The organism is Flavobacterium sp. XS2P24 (genome assembly GCF_030010285.1).
In the GTDB taxonomy this organism is placed as follows: domain Bacteria; phylum Bacteroidota; class Bacteroidia; order Flavobacteriales; family Flavobacteriaceae; genus Flavobacterium; species Flavobacterium algoritolerans.
In genome coordinates this window covers 1-5523 of record NZ_JASCRU010000053.1, presented here as the reverse complement: position 1 = coordinate 5523, position 5523 = coordinate 1, and the positions used below count along the sequence as shown (strand labels likewise).

Below are 5523 nucleotides of genomic sequence, written 5' to 3'. Positions count from 1 at the left end.
ATACCTAAACGAGTTCGTTTACAAGCTTAACAGACGGTATTTTGAGGAAAAATTATTCGATAGGCTAGTAATAGCAAGTATTACAGGATTATGACTAAAAACGGACAATCAAATTTTTTTTTAAATACATAGAAAAGCCCGAAATCAAATTTTAGATTTCGGGCTTTTTATTTTTATAAGAATTGTAAAGCTTAATTCGAATAATATTTTTTCTTCAACCAAAAGGCTACATTTACTAGAATAATCAAAGCTGGAACTTCTACTAATGGACCAATAACTCCTGCAAATGCCTGTCCGCTATTGATTCCGAAAACGCCAATAGAAACTGCAATTGCCAATTCAAAATTATTTCCGGATGCGGTGAAGGAAAGCGCAACGGCATCTCTATAATTGGCTCCAATTTTTTTGGAAACAAAAAACATCAGGAAAAACATAATAGCAAAGAAAATCACAAGTGGAACGGCGATTCTAACCACATCCAAAGGTAAATCAACAATCATTTCGCCTTTTAGACTGAACATGACAACGATTGTAAAAAGCAAAGCAATCAAAGTAATGGAAGAAACAAACGGAATAAATTTTTGATTGAACCATTTATCACCAATGAATTTCTTGATGGCATAGCGGCTAATGATTGCTAATGCAAATGGAATGCCTAAATAAATTCCAACAGTTGTAGCAATTTCAGCAACCGTAATATTTAATTCCAAGCCTTTTATTCCAAATAATGGCAGCATGATTTCCAAATAAAAATACGCATACAATCCAAAAAAGAACACTTGAAGCAAACTATTAATTCCGATTAAGCCCGCTGTTAATTCCCTATTTCCTTCGGCTAATTCATTCCAGACAATCACCATGGCTATGCAAGGAGCAATCCCAATTATGATTAAACCCGTCATGTATTCCGGATAATCTTTTAAAAAGAATGTTGCCAATGAAAACATTAAAAACGGACCAATAATCCAAGTGATGAAGAAAGAAGCGGTCAGTAATTTCGGCTTTTCAAACATTAAGGAAATTTTTGAAAAATCAATTTTAGTCAAAGGTGGATACATCATCACTATTAATCCAATTGCCAGAGGAACATTGGTCGTTCCGCTTGAAAAGGAATTGATAAAGCCGCTGCTGGAAGGTATAAAATAGCCAATAGAAACGCCAATTATCATTGCCAGAAATATCCAAAGTGTCAAGTAACTATCAAGGAAGTTTAATCTTTTTTTATGTAATGCCATTAGTATGATTTTATTTTGGAGAATACATAGAACATTTCGGTTGCAATTTGCAAACTGCGTTCCTGATATTTTTCTGCTTGTTGAGGCGTATTATCAAATGCTTTTGGATCTTCAAATGTGATGGAAATACGTTTTTCTGCACCTGCAATAAACGGACAACCGCCATCAGCCTGTGAGCAAGTCATAATCGCTGCAAATTCACTTTGGGGATTAAAATCATCATCATAGGTTTTTGAAAAACCAATAATAGGATGTTCATTCTCCGCATATTTTATGGCATAAATTGGATTATTACCTGCTGTAATTACTTTGATTTTAAAGCCTGATTGTTCCAATGTTTTGGCAGCCATAGGAAATAATGCCGTGGCTTCGGTTCCTCCAGAATAACAAAATACATTTTTTATATTGAAATGTGCGGCTGCAGTTTGTGCCCAAACCTGTGATAAATGACTTCTTCTGGAATTATGGGTGCAAATCAAGTTCAGCCTGATTTCTTGCTGATTCGATGCTTTTGATTGAATAAAATCAATTAGCGGTTGCAAAATAATTTTTCGCTCTGATGATATACTTTCAAAATCAAAAGCAGAGATTGTTTTTTCAATTTCTGGAAATAGAATGGTTTTGGTTAGTGTCATTTTATAGTTTTAAAATTAGCAACAGCCTCCGCCGGGAGTGCAGCAGCTATTAGTTTGGTTTGATATTTCAGATAATTTTACTTTTTGTTTTTCTGCTGGAATGCCACATTGGTCTTGGGCTAAACAAGCTGTTTGTTTATTTAAAAGCGTGAATACTTTTCCCTTGAAACCTAAGTCATATTTACCAATTGTTTCGGCTTGGTATTCTACTTCAATTTCGTAATCTTCGATTCCTAATACTTTCTCTGAAAGAGCGATAATATCCAAAAGTTTTTTTGGCTTTAATCGGTGTTCGAAATCATTAGCATCCCATAATTGGAAATTTACTACAGTTTCTTTTCTTACTTTTCCACCGCAGTCAATAAAGTTTTTGGTGATTAAGCCCACCTCAGTTACGTGAAAATGTTCTGGAACATAACTGCCGTTTGGTAATACAAAAGCAACGTTTTCAAGCGTGCTCAACTCTTTTTTAATTTCTGATAGTTTCATATGATTATAATATTTGTTTTTTAAAGGAATATGGTATCGCCATTCCTAAATTATATTGTTTTTTTTTGAGTCCTGGCGATTTCATGATTCTTACAATTTGAAAATTAACAGCATTGATTCTTCTTGTTTTCTAAATAGGTATTGATGTGCTGAAAAAAGCCCTTTATTTTATTAAAACCTTCTTCGTTGAGGCAATAACAAATAGCATTTCCTTCAAAATTACCTTTTATGAGTCCGGCATTTTTAAGCTCTTTCAAGTGTTGGGAAACGGTAGGTTGGGCTAGAGGCACCTCGTTTACGATGTCACCGCATATACAACTGTTCACTTTGATGAGGTGCTGAATAATGGCAATTCGAGCGGGATGACCTATGGCTTTCGCCAAAATTGCCAATTCGTTTTGCTCGTCTGTAAAATGATCTGATTTAGTAATTCCCATCGTTATATATTTATATTGCAATATTACGATATAGATAAATAAAAACCAAATATTGGAATATATTTTTCGCTTAAGTTCTTCAACTACCTTTTTGGTTTATGTTAAGGTGATAGCTTAGCAGTCATCCTGAAGTTTATGCTTGCAATAGAAAATGGTTTCTAATTTGTTTTCGAAAAATAACCTTCTAATTTTTATAAATCATCTGATTCACATCCATTTTGATAAAAAATCAATCAACTCTTCTCTTAATTCTCTAAATAATTTTTCAAATACGGCGATGCTTTCTCGGTGTTTTTTATGGTCTGAAAATTTTTCATGATCAACAGCATTGGGATTTTTTCGCACGGCAGCCTCAAGATAGGATTCGTGACTTTTAATATCATGATTTAAGATGTCTATCTGTTCCTTTTGAATAATCAGTTGATTATGGAAATGATCGGCTAAGGAACGTAACTCTTTAGAAGTATTCTTTTCCGCGACTTCAGTAATCCGATTACCCATAATTTTAAGTTCGTCTTTATAAAACAAAAGTTTGTTTAACCACGTTTTGTGTTCTTCGTGTAATTGATAAATTGTTTTTTTAGTTTCCATTTTTTCTGTCTTTTTTAATAATTTGAAATTAATTGAGCTTGAGTCATTTTTAATTTGATAGAAATAGCAAAAAGCAATGTATTAATGGAAGTTTATTACAAAGCATCAAAGTTCAAATATTTCTTTTGGAATAGCATGAAATCCGACTAATTTAACTCGATTTTCAATATCGCTTATAGGTATCATTTTCGAAGTGTGAACGGTAAATTCTCTTGGAAAAATTTCAGTATTCAATAAAACCTCTTTTATTCCGTCTAGTTCTAGTAAGCTGGATTTTATTTCTATTAAATCAATGTCTTCAATAGCATTTGTTCCAAAAATTTTACCATGATTACCTGGGATTACATTATCAGTTAGTATACTCATGTTTTTATTTTTTAAGATTAGGAATAGGGTAATAGATTGTTGTATTTATGGGTTAAGTGGTTTAAAGTTAGTGATTTATCTTGAATAATTTAAATAATTTAGGTTGGTTTTATTTAAAAATGTTTAACTTAGTGTATTGAAAATCAATTAAATAAGTGTAATATGAATAATAGAAGCAATAAATTGAATTTTGACAAAAGAAAACCGGGTAAGAAAGATAAAAATGCAATTCCGGATTCTCTTTTATATCCTCCAAGTGAAGATATTTATAATCAATTCCATAAAGAGATGGAAATAGATCCAGAAGATCTTTCGAAAAAAAAGTCTCCTGTTGAAATAAATAATATCCGGGAATTGAATGAGAAAAGTTTCGAAGAGGATGTTTCTGGAGGAGATTTAGACATTCCTGGTTCAGAATTAGATGAGGAAACGGAAAACTCCGGAAATGAAGATGAAGAAAACAACCATTATAGTATAGGTGGAGATAATCATAATGATTTAGAGGAAAATTCTGGAGATAAAATGTAATCAGAGCGTTTGTCGTAAGTTTTAAATACTAATCCTATTAATCATGTCTTTGAGTGAATACAATCAAAAGCGTAATTTTAATTCCACTTTAGAGCCTGAAGGAAAAATCAAGCAGTCATCGACCGAATTGATTTTCGTAGTACAAAAGCATGCAGCCTCCCATTTGCATTATGATTTTAGATTGGAAATGGATGGAGTGCTAAAAAGTTGGACGATACCCAAAGGACCGTCTATGAATCCGGCTGATAAAAGATTGGCTATTATGGTAGAAGATCATCCTTACAGTTACAGAGATTTTGAGGGTACTATTCCGGAGGGAAATTACGGCGCAGGGAATGTTATTGTTTGGGACAATGGAACGTATATTTTAGCTGATGAAGATAGGTTAGATATCGACGAACATAAATTACAATCCGATTTACAAAAAGGACATCTTAGTTTTATTCTTAATGGGAAAAAATTGAAAGGTGAATTTGCTTTAGTAAAATTAAAAACCAAACAGGAGAATACATGGCTTTTGATAAAGTCAAAAGATCAATATGCAAATGATGAAGATGTTTTGCAACAAGATAAATCTGTACTTTCTAATAAGACATTAGAAAGCATGGAAAAGAAGAGTGGTTAATAAAACAATTTGTGCGTTCCTCCATAATATAAAGAAAGGCGATTCTCTTAGTGGAGAGTCGCCTTTCTTTATATTATGGAGTCGGGCTATGTGCTACAAGTCCTCGTTCCGCCAAAAAAAAAGGCGGGACTGTGGGCTTTTCGCTGCTATCCCTAACGCGAACTTTGGATAAGTAGATCTTTTTGTTGTTTTGATGTATATTTTGTGACCTTATATATAGGATAGAATGGGAAAGTGAAGTTTGATACTATATAAGGTAAGAGACAAAATATTTAACCTGTTGTGTTCTTTTGTAGGTATTCTGGCAAGTGGAGCTGTTTTTTAGTGCACAAATCGAAGCTGTAAGCTGTATAAAAGGCAATAAAGCGATAATTTCCTAAGATTTTATAAAGAAGGGAAAGGCAGTTGAAAGTTGCCCATTCTTATTGGAATAGGTGGTTTTGATTTGAAATCCCATTAATCAGCTGTAAGATTGTTGAATAGTATAAAAAACTTTACTATTCAAGAATCATGTTTTCAGCGAGTTAAAGATTGGGTTGCGAAAACATGAAAAAAAAGGTTTAAAAAAGCTTGTAAAAGCGAATAAAGGTGCTACTTTTGCACCCGCAATGACGCAG

At 33.0% G+C, this 5523-nt stretch carries 8 protein-coding genes; 2 read left to right on the top strand and 6 right to left on the bottom strand.

The genetic code is table 11. From position 1 onward, the window contains the following. Nucleotides 1–191: 191 nt before the first annotated feature. The 6 genes from arsB to QLS31_RS15965 form a co-directional block, all read right to left on the bottom strand. Nucleotides 192–1235, bottom strand: coding sequence for an ACR3 family arsenite efflux transporter (gene arsB / locus QLS31_RS15990; protein ID WP_282744670.1), 1044 nt, complete (start codon nucleotides 1233–1235; stop codon nucleotides 192–194). Beyond that, the gene (locus QLS31_RS15985; RefSeq protein WP_282744669.1) at nucleotides 1235–1870 is read right to left on the bottom strand and encodes a protein-tyrosine-phosphatase; all 636 of its coding nucleotides are present in this window, start codon (nucleotides 1868–1870) and stop codon (nucleotides 1235–1237) included. Before QLS31_RS15985 ends, arsB begins: the two co-directional genes overlap by 1 nt. A 15-nt stretch (nucleotides 1871–1885) precedes the next feature. After that, a complete protein-coding gene (locus QLS31_RS15980) occupies nucleotides 1886–2359 on the bottom strand; it encodes a DUF6428 family protein (protein ID WP_282744668.1) in 474 nt (157 codons plus the stop codon). 104 nt (nucleotides 2360–2463) lie between these two features. Continuing rightward, complete coding sequence (locus QLS31_RS15975; protein WP_282744667.1) at nucleotides 2464–2796, bottom strand: metalloregulator ArsR/SmtB family transcription factor; 333 nt, start codon at nucleotides 2794–2796, stop codon at nucleotides 2464–2466. A 207-nt stretch (nucleotides 2797–3003) separates the two neighbouring features. Further along, nucleotides 3004–3387 carry a hypothetical protein gene (locus QLS31_RS15970; protein ID WP_282744666.1) on the bottom strand — a complete coding sequence of 128 codons (384 nt, stop codon included), beginning with the start codon at nucleotides 3385–3387 and terminating at the stop codon, nucleotides 3004–3006. A gap of 105 nt (nucleotides 3388–3492) precedes the next feature. Continuing rightward, complete coding sequence (locus tag QLS31_RS15965; RefSeq protein WP_282744665.1) at nucleotides 3493–3753, bottom strand: heavy-metal-associated domain-containing protein; 261 nt, start codon at nucleotides 3751–3753, stop codon at nucleotides 3493–3495. 162 nt (nucleotides 3754–3915) lie between these two features. Between QLS31_RS15965 and QLS31_RS15960 the strand changes: the two genes are divergently transcribed. Next, nucleotides 3916–4281 (top strand): hypothetical protein, encoded by a 366-nt coding sequence (locus QLS31_RS15960; RefSeq protein WP_282713594.1) that lies wholly within the window; start codon nucleotides 3916–3918, stop codon nucleotides 4279–4281. A 43-nt stretch (nucleotides 4282–4324) separates the two neighbouring features. After that, nucleotides 4325–4906, top strand: a complete 582-nt coding sequence (locus QLS31_RS15955; protein ID WP_282744663.1) for a DNA polymerase ligase N-terminal domain-containing protein — start codon at nucleotides 4325–4327, stop codon at nucleotides 4904–4906. Nucleotides 4907–5523: the final 617 nt, after the last annotated feature.